Genomic DNA, 17,620 nt, shown 5'->3' with positions numbered 1-17,620 from the left:
ACGTGTCACAACTGATACAGCGTGTTTCATTTGGAGGGGCGCGTGAGCGTGGTCGAAACAACGGGCATCAGCCCGTCGAGACGGAAGCAACGGATGACCCTCGCCGCGGTGGCGCTGGGGGTGGTGATGGTCAGCCTGGACGGAACCGTCGTCCACATCGCCAACCCGACGATCGCCCGCGACCTCGGCTCGTCGATGACCGGGCTGCAGTGGGTGACCAACGGCTACCTGCTCGCACTGGCGGTGACGTTGATCGTCGGCGGCAAGCTCGGCGACAGGTTCGGCCGGCGCAGACTCTTCGTGATCGGCGTCGCCGGTTTTGCGCTCGCGTCGCTCGGGTGCGGTCTGTCGCCGTCGACTCCGGCCCTGATCACCTTCCGCGTGCTGCAGGGACTCGCCGGGGCGTTCCTGGTGCCGAACACCCTCGCGATCCTGAGGTCGACGTTCCCGTCGTCCGAATTGAACCGTGCCATCGGGATGTGGGGCGCCGCATCGGCGTTCGCCGCTGCCGCCGGGCCGATCGTCGGCGGACTGCTGGTGGAGTACCTGTCCTGGCAGGCGATCTTCGTCTTGAACGTCCCGATCGGGTTGGCCGCCGCCGCGCTGGCGGTCCGGTGGGCCGGCGAGAGCCACGCCCCAGGCGCCGACCGGTTCGACATCGTGGGCGCCGCGGTGCTGGCCGGGGCGCTGTTCGTCCTGGTGTGGGCGTTGACGAGCGCTCCCGGGCGTGGATGGCAGCACTGGGCCGCGGGCGTGGCCGCGGCGCTGGTACTGCTCGCAGGGTTCGTGATCCGACAGCGACGGTGCTCCGCGCCGATTGTTCCGCTGTCGCTGTTCCGGTCCCGGGCACTGTCGGTGGGCGTCGTCCTGCTGGTGACCGGGAACGTCGCGCTCTACGGGGTGCTGTTCTCCATCGGCCTCTACATGCAGAACGTGCACGGCTACACGCCGCTGGAGACCGGCGTGCGCCTGTTGCCGCTGATGGCGATGTTCATGGTCGGCTCGCCGCTGGGTGGACGCCTGACCGGGCGGCTGGGTTCGCGTTGGCCGCTGGCCCTCGGGATGGCGCTGCTCGCGGCGAGCTTCCTCGGGCTGGTCGGCCTGTCCGCGGACTCCCCCTACGGCCGGCAGTGGCCATGGCTGGTCCTGCTGGGCCTCGGCATGGGGATGGTCGTGGTGGCTGGGACCGACGCTGTCGTCGGGACGGCTCCCGTACAGCACAGCGGCGTCGCGGGGGGCCTGCAGACCACCGCGAACCAACTCGGTGGCGTGCTCGGCACCACGGTGTTCGGGATGGTGATCGCTACCATCGTCGCGCGGACGCTGCCGGCAGAGCTCCACGGTGCCGGCGTTCCTGATGCGGTCACGGAGCAGGTCCTCACCCGCATGGGCCAGGCCGAGCAGGGGATCGCCCCACTCGGCGCACAGCTGGACGACCTGGCCGTGGCGGCGATCACCGGTGCGACGCAACGCGCGTTCATGTCGGGCATGCACACGGTCATGTGGATCGGCGCCGGCATCGCGCTCCTCAGCGCGCTGCTGGCGCTGCTGATCCCGGGCCGCCGCCGGGAAGCGGGCAGTCGCCCCGCAACGGCGGGCTGAGAACGCCGGCCGCGCTGCGGCCGGCGTACCGCCGGGCCGGCACCGGGGGCGGTGCCGGCCGGCGGCGGGGCTGGGGGAGACTGCTGTTGGTGACAGCGGCGGCGGACGGGAGTGGCGGATGGCGGACAGGACACGGGGGCCGATCCGGCGACACCTGCCGTTGATCCTGCTGGTGGCGTTCGTCGCGTGGATCGTCGTGGTCATCGTGCTGATCGCCGTGAGCCCGGACCCGGGTGGTAGCAATCCGACGGGCTGAGCGCCGCGCGTGCGGTGCGGTACCCCTGGGAGCTTCGGAAGGTGACGTATGACGCAGCGCAGGCCGTGGCGGCTCCCGTTGACCGGGACGCGGAGCACCGGGTCCGCCGAGCCGGTGGTGGCAGCCCGGCGGGAGGGTGCCGCGGTCGTCGACTGCGCGCTGTACGTCGGCGGGGTGCGCCAGAGCGGCGGCCGCGACGTGGCGGAGTTGTTCGCCGATGCGGTCACGACCGTGGACGGGTTCGTGTGGATCGGGCTGCACGAGCCGACCCCGGCGGAGATGACCGAGGTCGCGAAGGTGTTCGACCTGCATCCTCTCGCGGTCGAGGACGCGCTCTCCCACGACCAGCGGCCGAAGCTGGAGCGGTACGAGGACACCGCTTTCCTGGCCGTGCGGGCGGCCAGCTACGTCGAGCACACCGAGGTCACCGAGACCAGCGAGGTGCTGGAGACCGGCTCGGTGCGCATGTTCGTCGGCGAGCGGTTCGTGGTCACCGTCCGGCACGGCTCGGTCGGCGGGCTGCGCGCGGTGCGTGCCGACCTGGAGGCGGACCGGGCGCTGCTGGCGCAGGGGCCGTGGGCGGTGGTGCACGCGATCTGTGACCGGATCGTCGACGTCTACCTGGACATCGCCGCGGCGTTCCAGCGCGACCTGGACGCGGTGGAGACCCGGGTCCTGTCCCGCGATGCCAACGCCGGGATCGGCCAGATCTACCAGCTCAAGCGGGAGCTGGTGGAGTTCCGCGGCGCCGTGCTGCCGCTGCAGCAGCCGCTCGCCACGATCCTGGACGGGCGTACCGTCAAGCTGAGCAAGGAGGTGCGCCGGTACTTCCGTGACGTCGCCGATCACAACACCCGGGTCGCTGACCGGATCGGCGGGTTCGACGACCTGCTCAACTCACTGCTGCAGGCGCGGCTGGCGCAGGTCACGGTGGACCAGAACAACGACATGCGCAAGATCGCGGCGTGGGCGGCGATCGCGGCGCTGCAGACCGCGTTCGCCGGCATCTACGGCATGAACTTCAAGTACATGCCCGAGCTGGAGTGGCGGTACGGCTACCCGGGGCTGCTCATCGTCATGCTGGTCACGTCGGTGCTGCTGTACCGGTACCTGCGCAAGGTCGGCTGGCTGTAGGCGCCGGACCGCAACCGGTCACGGCTCGGCGGTCCGGGCCCGGCTGCCGGCCGGGCGGGACCGCGCCGCCGCGGCTGTGCGCACCGCTGCCGCCGCGGCGGTGGCCGGTGCTGCCGCGGGCCGAGGGAGGTCCAGCTCGCCGGACACGTGCCCGCCCACCACGACGAGCTGGTCCAGCAGATCCGCCAGGTGTGGCGTGGCGGCCCGGTAGAAGATGCGGGTGCCGTCCCGGCGGGATGTGACCAGGCCCGCCTCCCGCAGCTTCGCCAGGTGCTGCGACACCGCCGCCACGTGGGCACTCACCAGCTCGGCCAGGTCGCTCACCGAATGCTCGCGCGTCGACAGCGCCCACACCAACCGCAGGCGGGTCGGCTCGGCCAGCGCCCGCAACACGTCCATCATCGGCCCGAACTGTTCTTGCCCCGCCACGCAACAAAACCTAGCGGCCGGCCCGTCGACAGCCAACCCGGCCACGCACCGGTCCCCGGTCGTCACGCCGCTCCCGCGGGGTGCTCCAGCCGCCGCCACGAGGTGTCGCCGGCCCCACCGCGAACGTGGCCGGAGTCATCGTCGCTCGTCCTCCTCCACCCGGTCGGCCGTGGATTCAGGGTCTTCCGTCACGGTCACCGCTGCTGTGACCGAAACCATATTTGCGCGTCGACGCAAATAGGTGGCAGACTGCACCACGGTCGTTGCTGGATCGGCCGGAGGAGGTGACGGGGCATGCGAAGTTGTGACCCTCCCTCCAGTCGTCGTCCCCGGCACCGAGCCGCCGCCTGAACGCCGGCGCTCCGCCGGGGATGTCCGCGGCCCCGTGCGGCCGCGACCGCCTCGATATCTGACGGTGCGTGCCGGCGGGCCGCGCCGCCCCATTTCGCCGCCCGCGGGCGGTATTCCGTGTTTGGCTCTCCCCGTAGGGGGCTGTTCATGCTGCCCATGAAGCGCGCACCGCGTGCGGTGCCGAGACTGCCGTCGCGCCTGCCGTGGCTGCGTACCCAGTTCGGCTGGGTCGACTGGGTCGTCGCGGCCGCGGTGCTGGTGCTGTTCTACGCGGTGTTCCGGATTGCCGAGGGCACCACGGTGTCGTTCGCCCCGGAGCACCTGTCCATCGACACCGACCCGGCCCGGCTGCCCTACTACGCCGGGCGAAGCCTGCTGCGCATGTTCGTCGCGCTCGGTGTCTCAACCGCCTTCACCTTCGGCTACGCCTATGCGGCGGCCCGGTCGCGGCGGCTGGAGAAGGTGCTCATCCCGGCGCTGGACATCCTGCAGTCGGTGCCGGTGCTGGCCTTCCTCACCGTCGCGATCGGCGCGTTCATCGCCCTGTTCCCGCACTCGTTCATCGGCCTGGAGCTCGCCTCCATCTTCGCGATCTTCACCTCGCAGGCCTGGAACATGACGTTCAGCTTCTACCACTCGCTGATCACCCTGCCGCGCGAACTGGACGAGCTGTCACGCAGCCTGCGCCTGACCCGGTGGATGCGCTTCTGGAAGATCGAAGTGCCGAACGGGGCGATCGGGTTGATCTGGAACGGCATGATGTCCTTCGGCGGCGGCTGGTTCTTCCTCGTCGCCTCGGAGGCGGTCACCGTCGCCGACGCCGAGTACACCCTGCCCGGCGTGGGCGCCTACGCGGGCGCCGCGATCGCGCAGGGCAACCTCGGCCACGTCTTCCTGGCGATCGTGACGATGGCGCTCATGGTGATCAGCGTCAACTTCTTCTTCTGGCGGCCGATGACCGCCTGGGCCGAGCGGTTCAAGCAGGAACAGGCCGAAGCCACCGAGGTCCAGCGCTCCATGGTGCTGAACTTCCTGCGCCGCTCGCACTGGCCCCAGGCCCTCGCCCCGGCCCGGCGCCGGATCGCCGGATGGTGCTCGCGGGCCGGCCGGATCTTCGGCACGGACGATCGGCCGCTGCGGGTCAGCGACACCCGGCGCCGCACCGGAGACGTCGTCTTCGCCGCCGCGACGATCACCCTGATCGGCTGGGGCATGTACAGCCTGCTGCGCTACCTGCACGGCACCGCCGGCCTCGGCGTGTTCGCCGAACCGCTGCTGCTCGGCCTGCTCACCTTCGCCCGGGTGATCGTCCTCGTCGTGCTCGCCACCCTGGTGTGGGTGCCCATCGGCGTGCGCATCGGGTCGAGCCCCCGGCTGGCCCGCATCGCCCAGCCCGTCGTGCAGGTCCTGGCCTCGTTCCCGGCCAACTTCCTGTTCCCCCTCGCCACCTGGCTGTTCGTGCGGACCGGCCTGTCCATCGACATCGGCGGCATCCTGCTCATGGGCCTCGGTGCGCAGTGGTACATCCTGTTCAACAGCATCGCCGGGGCCATGGCCATCCCCACCGACCTGCGCGAGGCCATGGACAACCTCGGCGTCCACGGCTGGCAGCGCTGGCGCCGGCTGATCATCCCGGCGATCTTCCCCTACTACGTCACCGGCGGCATCACCGCCTCCGGCGGCGCCTGGAACGCCAGCATCGTCGCCGAGGTCGTCGGCTTCGGCGGCACCACACTCACCGCACACGGGCTCGGCGCCTACATCACCGACGCCACCGAGGCCGGCAACTACCCGCAGCTCATCGCCGGCATCGCCGTCATGTCGCTGTACGTGGTCGGGCTGAACCGGCGGTTCTGGCGCCGCCTGTACCGGCTGGCCGAAAACCGCTACGCGCTGACCTGAGACCGCGTCGACCCGTCCACGGAGGACATACCGCCATGACCATGTTGCAGACCAACGAGGCGCTGCTGGCCACCGACCGGCTGACCAAGTCCTACGCCGGCGCCGACGGGGACCTGCCCGTGCTCGCCGGCATCGACCTGCAGATCCACGCCGGTGAGATCGTCGCGCTCCTCGGCCGGTCCGGCTCCGGCAAGTCCACCCTGCTGCGCTGCCTGGCCGGCCTCATCCCGCCCAGCGCCGGCGTGATCAGCTACAAGGGCACCCCGCTGACCGGCTCCAACCCCGGCACCGCCATGGTCTTCCAGACCTTCGCCCTGCTGCCGTGGCTGACGGTCCAGCAGAACGTCGAGCTCGGCCTCGAGGCCCGCGGCGTACCCCAGGCCGCACGGGCCCAGGCCGCCCTGCAGGCCATCGACCTCATCGGCCTGGACGGCTTCGAATCCGCGTACCCCAAGGAACTGTCCGGCGGCATGCGCCAGCGCGTCGGGTTCGCCCGCGCCCTCGTCGTCGAACCCGACGTCCTGCTCATGGACGAGCCGTTCTCCGCCCTGGACGTGCTCACCGCCGAGAACCTGCGCGGCGAGCTGCTCGAACTCTGGGACTCCGGCCATTTCCCCACCAAGGCCATCGTCGTGGTCACCCACAACATCGACGAAGCCGTCATCCTCGCCGACCGCGTGCTCGTCCTCGGCTCCCGCCCCGGCGTCATCAAGGCCGAGTTCCGCGTCGACCTGCCCCGCCCGCGTCCGCGCGAGGGCAAGGAGTTCGACGACCTCGTCGCGGCCATCTACGCCACCATGACCGGCCGCGAACGCCAACTCACACCGACCGCACCCGCACCCCGGCGCACCCCCGCCAACACACCCCTGCCACCCGCCAGCGTCGACGGGCTGTCCGGCCTGGCCGAGATCCTCGCCAAGCACCCCGACCCGGCCGACCTCGCCGGCCTCGCCGACGAGCTCGGGCTCGACGTCGACGACCTGTTTCCCCTGGTCGACGCCCTGGAGCTGCTCGGCTTCGCCACCGTCGACCACGACGGCGTGGTGCTCACCGACGTCGGCACCGAGTTCGCCGGCGCCGACGTGCAGACCAGCAAAGCCCTCTTCGCCGCCACCGCCAGCCAGATTCCCCTGGTCCACACGATGCTCAGCAGCCTGCAGCGGACCGACGACGGCACCCTGCGGATCGGGTTCTTCCGCGACCTGCTCGCCCACCACTACACCAGCGAACAGGTCACCCAACAACTCGACGTCGCCACCGACTGGGGCCGCTACGCCGAGCTGTACTCCTACAACGCCATCGACGAAGAATACGAGCTCGACCCCGCACAACGGAGCACGGCCGCGGAACCGCGCTGACCGGCGCCCGGCGACATCGGCCGGGGCTACCCGGCACCGGCCCGGCCGGAGATGGCCCACGCGCTGGGCATCGAGACGACGACCTTCGAGCGGTGGGCGCGCTCGCGGTGAGCCACCGCCACCGCGGCGAACCTGGTCGATGAGTTCGACACACCTACAGGTCGAGGACGACGTCAGTGTCCGGTTGGGAGCAGCAGGTGAGTGCGTTGCCGTCGGCCGGCGGCTCCACCGGTTCGGGCGCGTAGGCGACGCTGCCGGTCAGGAGACCGGTTTCGCAGGTGTGGCAGACGCCGGTGCGGCACGACCACCGCACCGGTACCGAGCACGCCTCAGCCAGTTCGAGCAGGCTCGGGTACTGCGGATCCCAGTTGACCGTCAGGCCGCTGCGGGCGAAGGTGACCGCGCGCCCGGTGCCGGGCGGACCGGCCGGCGGATGTGGGGCCGCTGCCGCGCGCGGGGCGATGCCAGGGGTGACCGCTGCACGGGCGCCGAAGATCTCGGTGTGGACCCGGGCCGGATCGATGCCGTGCCCTTCGACCCACCCGGGCGCCTCCCGCATGAAGGCGGGTGGTCCGCACAGGTACGCGTCGACCGCGTCCGGCACCCCGAGCCGGCCGAGCACCCCGGCGGCCAGCCGCCCGGTGGCGGTGTAGTCGATGCCCGGTCGATCGCCCGGTGTCGGTCTGCTGTAGCAGACGAGCGAATGCGCGCGGGGGAGTTGGGCGAGCAGTGACCGGACCTCCCGGGCGAACGGGTGCTCGCCGCGGTTGCGGGCGCCGTACAGCCACCACACCTCGCGTTCGGAACGCTGCGCGGCCAGGGCGTGCAGCATGGCCAGCATGGGGGTGGCGCCGACACCGGCCGACAGCAGGAGCACGGGGCGCTCGCCGCTGCGCAGCGTGAAGGTGCCCCGTGGTGCCGCAACGTCGAGCAGGTCACCGCCGGCGATGTGGGTACGAAGGTAGCCACTGGCCGCGCCGAAGGGCTCCTGCTTGACGCTGATCCGGTACTCGGCCGCACCGGGCCGGCCCGACAACGAATAGCTGCGCACGATCGGCGCGCCGGCCGGCCCGGCCGGCAACCGGAGCGCAACGAACTGGCCGGGCAGCGCGCCGGGCAGCGGCGCCCCGTCGGGAGCGGCCAGGCGCAGCGAGAACACGCTCGCGCTTTCCGGCTCGACGTCGACGACGCGCAGGGGGCGGAACCCGCTCCACGCTGGTGGCGTCCCACCGGCCGCCGGCGTCAGGCCCGGGTTGCCGACCGCGGGCCGGCCGCTGTCGGCCTGGTCCAGCAGCGCCCGCAGCGATCCCTGCCAGCCGGGACTGAGCGCGGGGATGCGCAATGCCCGGACCAGCTCGTCGCGGGGGTGACCCGGCGTGTACAGGAGCTCGTCGATGTCCGTGACGGTCATGCCCTCGGGGCCGTCCGCCACCTTGACGATCTCGTCGCCCGCCGTGACCTGCCCCTCGGTCAGGACGCGCAGATAGAACCCCGGCCGGCGGTGCGCGACGAGCAGTGCGGCCATCCTCGGCACGTTCATCCGCAGGCCCACCCGGTAGCAGGTCACCCGGGGCTGGGTGACCTCGAACAGCGCGCCGCCGATGCGGTACCGGTCGCCGATGCACACCTCGTCGTCAGGTAACCCGTCGACGGTGAAGTTCTCGCCGAACTGGCCGTACCCGAAGTCGGTCCGCCCGAGCTGCCCCTGCCAGTAGCGGTACGAGTCGAGCTGGTACACGAGAACAGCACGGTGCTCGCCGCCGTGCCCCACCAGATCTCCTTGGCCGTCCCCGTCGATGTTGAGCCGGCGCACCATCCGCGGCCCGGCGACCGCTTGCTTCCACACGCCCGTGTGCACGGTCCTGCCGTGCCAGGAAACATCCTTGGGCAGACCGACATTGACCGCCACCAAGGTCGCCACGCGGTCAGGCTACCCAGCGAGCTGCCGCTAAACGCGGTCGTCGGCCTACCTCGGGTACCCCTCGACGACATCACCTACAACGTTGCGGGCCGCCCCGTCACGGCAGCGTGCGCCTGGAGGAGGGTGTTCCAGGCTCGCCGGTCGTTGGCGTCGCGGCCGGCCAGCCGGCTCAGGACCGGCGCTCTTGCCGTAGCGCGCGTAGTCGGTGGGCTGCCTCGGGCGTGCCGGCGTGGACTTCCGCTGCAAGGTTCGCAAGGTCGCCGTGCTCCGCGAGCAGATCGACGAGCCGGTGTGAGGCCGACCGGTCGCCTGCGTCGGAGCGGGCCTGTAGCTCGGCCACTCGGCCGAGGTTCGCCAGGAGGCGGGCCAGCTGATCGGCGGCAGGTACGTCGCCGACATCGGCCCGGGCGCTCAGCAATGTGATCACCTCATCCGCCCCGCCTGTTCAGCGTCCTGCGCCGGACATTCCCAGCCAGCGTAGAACGGCCTGCAACCGTGCGGCAGATCGTGTTTGCCTGGAGCCGGGGAACTCAGATCGTGCGGCGCAGCGCGGTCTCCACGGCATCGATGAGCGGGTCACCCTCGGTCCGCGGGTGGCGCGCCAGGCCGAGTTCGACGTCCGGCAGGGCGGGCAGGGCGTCCGCGTCGTGGCAGGCCATGGCCGGTTCGAGGTTCCCGGGCATGAGCGCCGCGACGCCGAGCCCGGCCCGCAGCGCGGCGAGGACACCGACCAGGCTGTTGCTCTCGAACGCCACCCGCCAGCGCCGGTCGGTACGATCCAGCGTTTCCACCACTGACGTACGCCAGGCGCACGTGTTCGAGAACAGCACCACCGGCAGCGGGTCGGCGGCCACGTCCACACCTTGGCCGATCGCCCAGACCAGCGGGCGGCGCACCGTCCAGCGCGGCGGACCGGGAACGTCCGGCACCTCGTCGAGCACGAGGTGCACGCGGCCCGCGTCGTAGGCCTCCCGCATCGCGGCGCTGGAGACGCTGAGCACCTCCAGGGTCGCGCCGGGGTGCAGCCGGGCGAGGTCGGCGAGGGCCTGCGGCAGCTGGGACGCGGCGAGGTCTTCGAGCAGTCCGACGCCGCAGTGGCCGGTCAGCGCGCGCCCGGTCTCGGTGAGGGCCTGTGCGGAGAGCGAGAGGATGCGTTCGGCGTACGGCAGCAGCTCCTCACCCGCCCGGGTCGGCGCGACGCCGGACGGCGACCGGTGCAGCAGGGGGCGGCCGACAACGCTCTCCAGCTTGCGCAGCTGCTGGCTGAGCGCGGGCTGGGTGTGTCCGAGCGCGGTCGCGGCCCGGCTGATGCTGCCGGCCCGCACGGCGGTGAGAAACGACCGCAGCAGCACGATTTCAAGATCTCTTGCCATAAGTATTCATTATGTCAGCTCCAACAAGATTCGGCATTCCTATGACACGACGGATGATTTAGCGTCAGGTAGGTGACCAGATACCGGCAGGTGCTCGCGGTACCGGGGATGGCATCGCTGCTCGGGGTCTCACTGCTCGCCCGAACCGCGATCACGGCCGACGTGATGGCGCTGACGATGTACGTCGTGCTGGGCCTGGACATGAGCTACGCGGCAGCGGGTGGTGTCGCGGCGGCGCTGACCGCCGGGGTGGCCCTGGGCGGGCCGCTGCTCGGCCGCATGATCGACTGGCGGGGCGTGCGTGCCGTGCTGCTGGTGACGGTCGTCGTGCAGGTCGGGTTCTGGCTGAGCGTGCCGATCCTGCCGTACGGGATCCTGCTGGGCGCCGCGTTCGTGGCGGGTCTGCTGATGGTGCCGGCCCAGTCGGTGACCAGGCAGGCGATCGCCGCGATGACGACGCCGGGACAGCGCCGGGCCGCGTTCGCGCTGGAATCGGTGCAGGGCGAGCTGTCGTACATCGTGGGCCCGGCGGTGGTGATCGTGGGCGCGGCGAAGATCTCCCCTGACGTCATGGCGTGGGGGGTCGGTGCCGCGATCGCGGCCGGCGGGGCCGGGATCGCGTTGCTCAACCCGCCGGTGCGTGCCGGGGACGAGGCGGATGCCGGCGCAGCCGGACGGCCCCCGCGCCGGGAGTGGCTGGGCGCCCGCATGATTGCCGTGCTGACGATGGCGCTCGGCGCCACGACGCTGCTCAGCGGCGTCGACCTCGCCATCGTCGCCACGCTCCAGGCGGCGGGTCAGGTGTCCTGGGCCGCCGGGGTCGTCGTCGTGTTCGGCGTGGCGTCCGTCGCCGGTGGACTGATGTACGGCGCGCTGCCCCGGCCGCTGCCCACGTGGCTGCTGCTGGGCCTGCTCGGGCTCGTGACGATTCCCGCCGGGCTCGCCCACGACTGGCGCTGGTTGTGCGTGGCCGTTGTCGGCGTGGGGCTGCTCACCGCGCCGACCCTGTCGATGGTGGCCGACGCGGTGAGCCGGCTGGCGCCGGCCGGCGTGCGGGGTGAGGCGACGGGTCTGCAGTCCTCGGCGCAGAGCGCGGGGTTCGCGCTCGGATCCCCGATCGCCGGGTTGGCGATCGACCTCTCCGCACCGGCGGGCGGCTTCGCGGCGGCCGGGCTGGCCGGCCTGGCCGCCGCGCTGACCGGATGCCTGCTGTCCCGCCGCCCGCCCGCCCGGACGCCGTCGCCGCCGGCTCAGCGCCCCAGTACCGTGCCTCCGTTGACGCCCACCAGCTGACCGGTGACGAACGAGGCCTCGGGGGAGGCCAGGAAGGCCACCGTGGCCGCGACGTCCTCGGGCGTGCCGGCCCGCCCGACCAGGGTGCGCTCGACCCGGGTCCGGTGGAACTCGGGGTTCATCCGGTCGCCGAAGAACTCGGTGTCCGGCACGTACCCGGGCAGCACCAGGTTGGCGGTGGCGCCGGCGGGGCCGAGCTCCGCGGCGAGCCAGAAGATCCACGCGTGCAGGGCCGCCTTCGCCGCGCCGTACGAGCCGCTGTAGCCGCTGCCCAGCTGGGCGCCGATCGAGCCGATGCCGACGACCCGGCCCGGCTCGGCCAGTTTCGGCCGCAGCGCGGCCACCAGCAGCACGGCGGTCAGCACGTTCTGGTCGAAGTCGGCCCGCCACTCCCGGGCGATCGCGTCCAGTTCGGTCGGCACCGCTGCGCTGGTGCCCCCGGCGCCGGCCACGATCACGTCCACCCGGTCCACCGCGTCGGCCACGCGTGCGCAACCGCCGGCGGTGCTCAGGTCGGCGGCGACCCAGGTCGCCTCGGGGCCGAGGGCCTCCGCCGCGGCACGCAGCGCCGGCTCCCGCCGGCCGACCAGCACCACCCGGTCACCGCGCCCGGCGAACGTCGCGGCGACCGCCCGGCCGATGCCGGTGCCGCCGCCCGATACCACCACCGTGCGGCTCATCGAATCCCCCCGGGCAGCAGCATCGTCTTGATGCGCGCCGCCGGGCCCCGCATCAGCGCCGAGAACACCTCGACACCGTCGGCGAGGTCCCGAAGCTCCAGCCAGCTCTCGTCGAGGCCGGCGACGAGGGGCACCGCCGCCGCGAACTCGGCATCGGTGTAGCAGAAGCTGCCCAGCATCGTCTTCTCCTCCCGGATCATCGCCCGGCAGTCCACGTCGGACTCTGCGGCGTGCAGGCCGAGCCAGACCGTGGCACCGCCCGGGTGCAGCAGGGCGACGGAGTCGGCCCGGGTCCCGGCCGTGCCCACGGTGTCGAGAATGACGTCGAAGGTACCGGTCAGCCGCGGCCCGGTGCGCTCGGCGCCCGCCTGGACCGCGGTCGTGAGCCGCTGCTCGGCCAGGTCGGCGACGTGGATGCCGGTCAGGCCGCGGCTGCGCAGCACCAGCAGGACCGCGGTGCCGAGCATGCCGGCGCCGATCACGCCGACCCGGGCGTCCGGGGCGAGCCGGTCGGCGACCAGGTTCGCGGCGTGCACGGCGTTGGCGAGGGGTTCGACGAACGCTCCGCGCAGCGGGGACACGCCGGCCGGCAGGGCGTGGACGTTGGCTCGCGGCACGGCCACGTACTCGGCGAAGCCGCCCGCCCGGTGGATGCCCAGGAGGCTGCGGTTGTCGCAGATGTTCGTCCGGCCGCGCCGGCAGTTGCCGCAGGCGCCGCACGCCACCAGCGGATTGACCGTGACCAGGGTGTCGTCGTCGACCCGGTACCCGGCGAACTCGTGGCCCATCACCAGCGGCGGCTTGCGGAACGGGCTCTGGGTGGCGAATCCCTCCACCTCGGATCCGCAGACCCCGGCCGCGGCCACCCGCACCAGCACCTCGTCGTCGGCGGGAACGGGAACGTCGAGGTCGGTGACGACGAGCTGGAGCGGCGCGGCGTACAGCAGTGCCCTCATGCGACACGCTCCCCACTGGTGGTGTCGAACCAGCAGGCGCCGCTCAGGTCGAGCTGCACCCGGCACTCGTCGTCGACGGCGAGGTCGGCGTTGCCCGGCACCTTCGCGTGGTGCAGGTCCCGCACGGCGGCCGTGCCGAGCTCGTCGGTGCCGGCGTCGAGCCCGAGCCGGAAGCCGATCACGGTCTCGGCGCCGAGCCGCTCGACCACCGCCACCCGGGCCGGCAGCCCGGGGCCGGTCGCGGCGATCCGCACCTTCTCGGGCCGCACACCCAGCAGGACCGGGCCGTCGGGCACCCCGGCGGCGGGCAGGGGAGGACCGCCGTCGATCGCGGCCTGTCCGCCGTCGACCGTGACGGGCAGCAGGTTCATGGCCGGCGAGCCGATGAACCGGGCCACGAAGGTGTTCGCGGGCCGGTCGTAGATCTCCTGCGGGGTCCCGTTCTGCTGCACGACGCCGTCGTTGAGCAGGATGATGCGGGTGCCCATGGTCATCGCCTCGACCTGGTCGTGCGTCACGTAGATGAAGCTCGCCCCCACCCGCCGGTGCAACGCCGTGATCTCGGTGCGCATCTGCGCGCGCAGCTTGGCGTCCAGGTTGGACAGCGGCTCGTCCAGCAGGTAGATCGAGGGCTCGCGCACCAGCGCCCGGGCCAGCGCGACCCGCTGCCGCTGCCCGCCGGACAGCGTGCGCGGCCGGCGGTCGAGGTAGGGGGTGAGCTCCATGGTCGCGGCGATGCGCTCGATGGTCGTGGCGATCGCGGGGTCCCGCATCGCCCGCCAGCGCGCGACCATGCCGACCACCGGGATGTGCTGCCACCAGCGGAAGCGGCTCATCAGCAGCGGGAAGGCGATGTTGGCCCGCACGGTCTTGTGCGGGTAGAGCGCGTAGGACTGGAAGACGAACGCGATGTTGCGCTGCCTGGGCTCCAGGTCGTTGACCCGCTGACCGTCGAAGAGCAGGTCGCCGCCGGTGATGTCGATGAGCCCGGCGATCATGCGCAGCATGGTGGACTTGCCGCACCCCGACGGGCCGAGCAGCACCAGGAACTCCCGGTCCGGGATGTCCGTGGAGAACTCGTGGATGACGGGCGTGTCGCCGTAGGACTTCCGGATGCCCCGGAACGCGATGGCTGGCATGCCTAACCCTTCACCGATCCGGAGGTGAGACCGCTCACGATCCGGCGCTGTACCAGTAGGAAGAAGACGATGGCGGGAACGGTGAACACCAGCGCGGCGGAGAACACCGTCGAGAGCGGGGTGATGAACTCGCCGATGAACGACGACAGGCCCTTGCTCGCCGGCCACTTCGCCGTGTCGCGGATGAACGTCGAGGCGAACAGGTACTCGTTCCAGCCGTCGAAGAAGGTGATGACGGCGGCCGCGGCCACCGACGGCGCCACGAGCGGCAGCGTGACCTGGGAGAAGATGACGAACCGGGGGGCGCCGTCGACCCGTGCCGCCTCCTCGATCTCGTAGGGCACGCCGTCGACGGCCGACTTGATGATCCACGCCGCGACCGGCATGGCGAAGGCCGTGTTGGCCAGCACCAGGCCGAACAGCCCGTTGATCAGCCCCAGCGCCACGAACAGCGTGTAGAGGGGCACGATGAGCAGCGCCTCGGGCAGCATCTGGGTCGCGAACAGCCCGAAGCCGAGCAGCCCGCGGCCGTGGAATCGGCGGTACCGCGACAGCCCGTATCCGGCGAGCACGGCGAGCGTCAGGCTGAAGAACGTCGTGCCGGACGCAACGATCGCGCTGTTGGTGAGCCAGCGCAGCAGCGGCACGCCGCTGTCGAAGACGTCGAAGATCTGGGCCAGCCGGTCGAGCCGCGGCCACAGGCTCTGCCCGCTGAACAGCTCCCCCCGGGTGGCGAGGGCGGTGTTGAACATCCAGTACACCGGGAAGCCGGCGGCCAGGATCAGCACCAGGATCGCGAGCCACCGGCCCAGGCCGGCTCCGGTCAGCCGTTTCACAGCGCCTCCCGCCGCGCCGAGCGCCGCTCGACGACGAAGTACACGACGGTCACCACGAGGGACAGGCACAGCCCGAGCATCCCCAGGGCCGCCGCCCGTCCCAGGTCGGAGTTGGCGAACGCCTCCCGGTAGACGTTGATGACCAGCGTGTTGGTGGCGTCGATCGGCCCGCCGCCGGTGAGCAGGTAGATGATCTCGAACCGGCGCAGCGACCAGATCGTCATGAGCAGCGCCAGGATGCGCAGGGTCGGCGCGATGTGCGGCAGGACGATCTCCTTGACCGTGGTGAGGCGGTCGGCGCCGTCGACCCGGGCCGACTCGCGCACCTCGGCGGGCACCGACTGCAGTGCGGCGAGGACGACGAGCATGATGAACGGGAACACCTTCCAGACGCTCACCGCGGTCACGGACAGCAGACCGAGGTCGGGGTCGATGAGCCAGCCCTGCTCGCCGATGCCGAGGACGGCGAGTCCGCGGTTGGCGACGCCGTCACCGACGTTGAAGATCCAGGTGAAGACGAGCACGACGGCGATCGACGGCACCGCCCACGGCATCGTCAGGACGGCCCGCACCACGGCCCGGCCGCGGAACCGGTCGTTGATCGCGAACGCCGCGGCCGTGCCGAGCAGCAGCGAACCGGCGACCGTGCAGGCGGTGTAGAGGATCGTGGTGAGCACCGACGACATGAACCGCTCGTCGACGAGGAGGTCGCGGTAGTTGTCGAGGCCGACGTACTCGCCTCCGTCCGGGTTGAGCAGCTTGGTGTCGGTGAAGCTGAGCATGACCCCGCGCAGCAGCGGGGTGGCGGTGAACACCAGCAGGTAGACAGCCGCGCCGCCGACGAACAGGTACGGCGCGAGCCTCGATCGGGTGGTCATGGATCTCCTTCGCAGACCGTGCGCGGTAGGTGCCGCTTGGCTCGGCACCTACCGCGCCTGGGGGCGGGGTCAGCCCCCGACCGCTGCCTTGGCCTCCTGGGCCGCCTTGGCGAGCGCCTCCTCGGGCGGGACGTTCTGCAGCAGTACCTTCTCGACCCACTGCAGGACGATGTGCCGGATCTGCGGGGTCTTGGCCTCGAACCCGTCCACCACGGCGTCGTGGGAGAAGGGCGCGTTCTGCCGGTAGGCGGTGACCCACGGGTTGGCCTTCACGTACGCCTCGGGGACGGTCGTGTCGACGGCCACGGTCGAGGCGTTGCCGATGACCTCGGAGAGCTTCTGCTGCGGCTCGGGCTTGACCAGCCAGCGCAGGAAGTCCTTGGCCAGATCCTTGTTCTTGGAGTGCTTGTTGACGACGAAGTAGATGCCGACCTGGCTGGTGTTCTTGCCCGGGAACGGCAGCTTCGACGACATGATGGAGGTGCCCGGCACCTTGTCGCTGATCATCGCGGTCGGCGCGCCGGTCGCGTCGATCAGCATGGCCAGCTTGCCCTCCTTGAACTTCGTCCGGAAGGTCGACGCGTCGTCGCCCACGGCGAAGGCGCCGGAGTCGTAGACGGCCTTGTAGGCCTTGAGCGCGGCGATGTTCTCCGGGCGGTCGATGGTGAGGGACTTGCCGTCGGACCAGCCGCCGCCGAAGCCCTGCGGCCAGTTGTTGAAGTCGATCCACCACGGGTTCTCCTCGGCGATGCGGTGGCGCACCGCGAAGCCCGTGATGCCGGTCTTCTCCTTGATGGTCTTCGCCGCCGCGACGAGCTCCTCGGGCGTGGTCGGCGGCTGGACCCCGGCCTGGGCCAGGATGTCCTTGTTCCACAGCAACGCGTACGGCGCGATCTGCGCGGTGATGGCGAGCTGCTTGCCGCGCCACTTGCCGCCCTCGTTGGTGACGTTGAGCTTCACGTCCGGGCCGAAGACGCCGTCGAGCGGCTCCAGCACGCCGGCCTCGGCGAGCTCGGGCAGGAACGTGTCGGCGACGGCGAACACGTCGGGCCCGCCGCCCGCGGCGAGCTGGGTCTTGATGGTGGTCTCGTAGTCGGCTCGGGTGATCTCCTGCTTGGTCAGCGTCGCCTTCGGGTTCTGCTGCTGGTAGCCCTGGAAGGTCTCCCACATCTTGGCGCCGTAGCTCGGTGCGAGCAGGTCCCAGTGGGTGATCTCAAGGGTTCCGCCGTCCTGGGCGGACTTGGCGGGCTCTTCGGTGTCGCCGCATGCGGCCGTGAGGCTCAGCGAAGCCACGACAGCGGCCGCCAGAAGTGCGCGTCGGTGTCTCCAGTGTCTCAACATTCCAGTCCACCTCGTGTGGGGGGCAGTCAGTGTGTCGGTGGGACTCGGGACTTGGTGCACGACTGTAGACCGGGTGATCGGATATGGGAATCCCTGTTCACATATCTGAACCAAATTGGCGTCGTTGCAGTTCAGGATGGTGTGTTGCTTACGATCCGACCGGTGTGTCAC

The 17,620-nt window shown here is 71.3% G+C and carries 16 protein-coding genes; 6 read left to right on the top strand and 10 right to left on the bottom strand.

Annotated elements, in window-relative coordinates; translation table 11 throughout:
• Positions 1–42 precede the first annotated feature (42 nt).
• The 3 genes from IEZ31_RS14370 to corA all read left to right on the top strand — a co-directional run bounded on the left by IEZ31_RS14370 (position 43) and on the right by corA (position 2,992).
• Entirely contained in the window at positions 43–1,602 is a 1,560-nt protein-coding gene (locus IEZ31_RS14370) for an MFS transporter (RefSeq protein ID WP_229834982.1), read from the top strand.
• Positions 1,603–1,720: 118 nt separating this feature from the next.
• Entirely contained in the window at positions 1,721–1,858 is a 138-nt protein-coding gene (locus tag IEZ31_RS14365; RefSeq protein WP_190250328.1) for a hypothetical protein, read from the top strand.
• 48 nt (positions 1,859–1,906) lie between these two features.
• The gene (gene corA, locus IEZ31_RS14360; protein WP_190250327.1) at positions 1,907–2,992 is read left to right on the top strand and encodes a magnesium/cobalt transporter CorA; all 1,086 of its coding nucleotides are present in this window, start codon (positions 1,907–1,909) and stop codon (positions 2,990–2,992) included.
• An 18-nt stretch (positions 2,993–3,010) separates the two neighbouring features.
• Here the strand turns inward: corA and IEZ31_RS14355 are convergent, their stop codons facing one another.
• Positions 3,011–3,421: an ArsR/SmtB family transcription factor gene (locus tag IEZ31_RS14355; protein ID WP_229834980.1), complete on the bottom strand. Its 411-nt coding sequence runs from the start codon at positions 3,419–3,421 to the stop codon at positions 3,011–3,013.
• A 507-nt stretch (positions 3,422–3,928) separates the two neighbouring features.
• On the opposite strand from IEZ31_RS14355, the gene IEZ31_RS14350 reads away from it, so the two are divergent.
• Together IEZ31_RS14350 and IEZ31_RS14345 are read left to right on the top strand one after the other, a co-directional pair.
• Complete coding sequence (locus tag IEZ31_RS14350; protein ID WP_190250326.1) at positions 3,929–5,674, top strand: ABC transporter permease; 1,746 nt, start codon at positions 3,929–3,931, stop codon at positions 5,672–5,674.
• A 35-nt stretch (positions 5,675–5,709) separates the two neighbouring features.
• Complete coding sequence (locus tag IEZ31_RS14345) at positions 5,710–7,032, top strand: ABC transporter ATP-binding protein (RefSeq protein WP_229834978.1); 1,323 nt, start codon at positions 5,710–5,712, stop codon at positions 7,030–7,032.
• A 154-nt stretch (positions 7,033–7,186) separates the two neighbouring features.
• Here IEZ31_RS14345 and IEZ31_RS14340 read toward each other — a convergent pair whose 3' ends face one another.
• The 3 genes from IEZ31_RS14340 to IEZ31_RS14330 form a co-directional block, all read right to left on the bottom strand.
• Entirely contained in the window at positions 7,187–8,953 is a 1,767-nt protein-coding gene (locus IEZ31_RS14340) for an MOSC and FAD-binding oxidoreductase domain-containing protein (RefSeq protein ID WP_190250325.1), read from the bottom strand.
• A gap of 169 nt (positions 8,954–9,122) precedes the next feature.
• Entirely contained in the window at positions 9,123–9,380 is a 258-nt protein-coding gene (locus IEZ31_RS14335; RefSeq protein WP_190250324.1) for a hypothetical protein, read from the bottom strand.
• Positions 9,381–9,483: 103 nt separating this feature from the next.
• Positions 9,484–10,326 carry a LysR family transcriptional regulator gene (locus IEZ31_RS14330; RefSeq protein ID WP_190250323.1) on the bottom strand — a complete coding sequence of 281 codons (843 nt, stop codon included), beginning with the start codon at positions 10,324–10,326 and terminating at the stop codon, positions 9,484–9,486.
• Between the two features lie 72 nt (positions 10,327–10,398).
• Here IEZ31_RS14330 and IEZ31_RS14325 point away from each other — a divergent pair, with 72 nt between their 5' ends.
• Positions 10,399–11,619, top strand: a complete 1,221-nt coding sequence (locus IEZ31_RS14325) for an MFS transporter (protein WP_229834976.1) — start codon at positions 10,399–10,401, stop codon at positions 11,617–11,619.
• Here the strand turns inward: IEZ31_RS14325 and IEZ31_RS14320 are convergent.
• The 6 genes from IEZ31_RS14320 to IEZ31_RS14295 form a co-directional block, all read right to left on the bottom strand.
• Positions 11,577–12,299 carry an SDR family NAD(P)-dependent oxidoreductase gene (locus IEZ31_RS14320; RefSeq protein ID WP_190250322.1) on the bottom strand — a complete coding sequence of 241 codons (723 nt, stop codon included), beginning with the start codon at positions 12,297–12,299 and terminating at the stop codon, positions 11,577–11,579. The genes IEZ31_RS14325 and IEZ31_RS14320 overlap by 43 nt on opposite strands.
• Positions 12,296–13,255 carry a zinc-dependent alcohol dehydrogenase gene (locus IEZ31_RS14315; RefSeq protein ID WP_190250321.1) on the bottom strand — a complete coding sequence of 320 codons (960 nt, stop codon included), beginning with the start codon at positions 13,253–13,255 and terminating at the stop codon, positions 12,296–12,298. The genes IEZ31_RS14320 and IEZ31_RS14315 overlap by 4 nt, the downstream gene beginning before the upstream one ends.
• Positions 13,252–14,394 carry an ABC transporter ATP-binding protein gene (locus IEZ31_RS14310; protein WP_190250320.1) on the bottom strand — a complete coding sequence of 381 codons (1,143 nt, stop codon included), beginning with the start codon at positions 14,392–14,394 and terminating at the stop codon, positions 13,252–13,254. Before IEZ31_RS14310 ends, IEZ31_RS14315 begins: the two co-directional genes overlap by 4 nt.
• Before the next feature lie 2 nt (positions 14,395–14,396).
• Positions 14,397–15,230 carry a carbohydrate ABC transporter permease gene (locus tag IEZ31_RS14305; RefSeq protein WP_229834974.1) on the bottom strand — a complete coding sequence of 278 codons (834 nt, stop codon included), beginning with the start codon at positions 15,228–15,230 and terminating at the stop codon, positions 14,397–14,399.
• Complete coding sequence (locus IEZ31_RS14300; RefSeq protein WP_190250319.1) at positions 15,227–16,108, bottom strand: carbohydrate ABC transporter permease; 882 nt, start codon at positions 16,106–16,108, stop codon at positions 15,227–15,229. Before IEZ31_RS14300 ends, IEZ31_RS14305 begins: the two co-directional genes overlap by 4 nt.
• A 69-nt stretch (positions 16,109–16,177) precedes the next feature.
• Positions 16,178–17,401: an ABC transporter substrate-binding protein gene (locus IEZ31_RS14295; protein WP_190250318.1), complete on the bottom strand. Its 1,224-nt coding sequence runs from the start codon at positions 17,399–17,401 to the stop codon at positions 16,178–16,180.
• Between the last annotated feature and the right edge of the window lie 219 nt (positions 17,402–17,620).

The sequence above is a fragment of the Dactylosporangium sucinum genome (assembly GCF_014647515.1).
GTDB lineage: Bacteria > Actinomycetota > Actinomycetes > Mycobacteriales > Micromonosporaceae > Dactylosporangium > Dactylosporangium sucinum.
The sequence above is the reverse complement of the archived record's forward strand: the minus strand, read 5'-3'. Positions and strand labels throughout refer to the sequence as shown.